We start from the raw sequence: 1,918 nt of genomic DNA on the forward strand, positions 1-1,918 counted from the left end.
GCGCCCGCGCCCAGAGCGCTGACCACGAAAAGCGCCGCGCCGATCATCATTACGGTGCGGCGGCCCCAGATGTCGGCGAGGCGGCCCGCCACGAAGGCGCCGATCGCACAGCCCACCAGGATCGCGCCGACATTGAGGCCGGTGCCCAGCTTGGAGAGGGCGAAGGCCTTTTCCAGCCCGTCCTGCGTGCCGTTGATGACGCCGCTGTCGTAGCCGAACATGAAGCCGCCGATCGTCGCCACCGCAACGATCATGGCGACGAAGGCCATGTTGACCTTGCCGCCGTACTCCACGCCGGTTGGCGCGCTTCCCATGTCTATCGCCGCCATTCTTGCATCCTCGTTTATAAGTTATGTCAGGTCGTCAGCGCCAATCCCTCCCCCTTCGTCATTGCGAGCGCAGCGAAGCAATCCAGTGCAGCGTAAACCGCCCTGGATTGCTTCGCTGCGCTCGCAATGACGAAAGGTGGGTGATCGGCATCGGCTAGTTCGCGGGGTAAATCGGCGGAACGCCGGGAACATCCACCGCGAACGTGAAGAGGTCCCCGGCATGGGGTTGTGCCGCCAGTTCGGCCGCTGACAACCCCTTGCGCGCCGTCGTCGCATAGACGGTGCAAAGGTCCACGCCGCCAAACGCGATCTTGGTGACGTTGGCGACCGGGAACTCCACCCGGCCCAGGAGTTCGCCCTCGGGCGAGAAACGGGCGACGCCCCAGCCGCCGAACAGGCCGACCCAGACGGTGCCCGCGCTGTCCACGGAGGGACCGTCGGGATAGCCCATGCCGTCCGGAATGCGCGCGAAGACCTGAGCCTCGCCGGGATGCCCGTCCGCGCCGACACTGGCGGACAGGATCACCCGCTCCAGCGTATCGACGAGATAGACCGTCCCGCCATCTGGCGAGAAGGCCGGGCCATTGGTGATGACCATCGGCTGGGGCGAAAGCGCGGTGCAGGCGCTGCCGTGAAAGCGGTAGTAGCCACCGCTCGGCGCCTCCTCGGCATTGTCCATGGTGCCCAGCCACACCGAGCCGTCCGGGTGGACGGCAGCATCGTTGAGGCGGTTGCCGGGCAGGTCGGGCTCGACCGCGTGGAGCAGCGCGAAGGCGTCCTTCGCGAAGCGGTGCACGCCTGCCCTGGCGCCGACCAGCAGCGCGCCGTCGGCCAGCGGGATCACCCAGCTGGGCTCCTCGGGCGCATCGATCGTTTCCAATTCGCCATCCGCAGGATCGAAACGGTGGAGCTTGTGGCCCTTGATGTCCACGAACCACAGGCAACCGCGCGCGGCGTCCCACACCGGACCCTCGCCCAGCGTCGAACCGACCCTGCAGGCGACTTGAGGCGTCATCTCAGCGCCAGCCCGCATCGACGAAATACTCATGCCCCGTACACATGCGCGCGTCGTCGGAGGCGAGGAACAGCGCCAGCGCCGCCACGTCGGCCGGCTGCACGCGGGCCTTCAGGCACTGTGCATCGAGTATCTCGCGCTCGCCCTCGGGGGTGTACCACTTTTCCTGCCGGGGCGTCTGGACGTTGCCGGGCACGATCGCGCAAACACGGATGTTCCGCTCGCCCAGTTCGCGGGCCATCGCGCGGGTCATGCCCTCGATCGCGGCCTTGGCGGTTTGGTAGAGCGAGAGCTGGTCGAGTGCGAGGTGCCAGCTGATCGACCCGAAGTTCAGGATCACGCCGCCGCCCGCCGCTTCCATGTAAGGCACGGCGGCCTGCGCGGCGAAGAACAGGTGGCGCAGGTTCACCGCCATGCGCTCGTCCCAGTATTCCGGGGTGACGTCGGCGATGGCGTGGCGGTCGTCGTTGGCGGCATTGTTGACCAGCACGTGGAGGCCGTCGAGCGCGTCATGCGCCGCCGCGACTTGCGCCTGCACGAAGTCGAGGTCCTTGAGATCGCCGGCGACGAAGCG

General features: G+C 67.5%; 3 protein-coding genes. All 3 read right to left on the reverse strand.

Annotated features, from left to right (window positions below; all coding sequences use genetic code 11):
* On the reverse strand, positions 1–329 hold a 329-nt coding region (locus PKE80_RS04940; protein ID WP_271181555.1), incomplete at its 3' end, for an MFS transporter.
* A gap of 154 nt (positions 330–483) precedes the next feature.
* On the reverse strand, positions 484–1,362 hold the full coding sequence (locus PKE80_RS04945; RefSeq protein ID WP_271181556.1) for an SMP-30/gluconolactonase/LRE family protein: 879 nt from the start codon (positions 1,360–1,362) through the stop codon (positions 484–486).
* Positions 1,346–1,918: SDR family NAD(P)-dependent oxidoreductase (locus PKE80_RS04950; protein ID WP_271181557.1), on the reverse strand; the 573-nt coding region annotated here is incomplete at its 5' end. The genes PKE80_RS04950 and PKE80_RS04945, both read right to left, overlap by 17 nt.

The organism is Novosphingobium resinovorum (assembly GCF_027922145.1).
GTDB classification, from domain to species: Bacteria; Pseudomonadota; Alphaproteobacteria; order Sphingomonadales; family Sphingomonadaceae; genus Novosphingobium; species Novosphingobium resinovorum.

What these genes read in the sequence shown, in the direction of transcription:
- PKE80_RS04945 (WP_271181556.1), bottom strand. Translation starts at nt 1,362, where the DNA reads ATGCGGGCTGGCGCTGAGATGACGCCTCAAGTCGCCTGCAGGGTCGGT.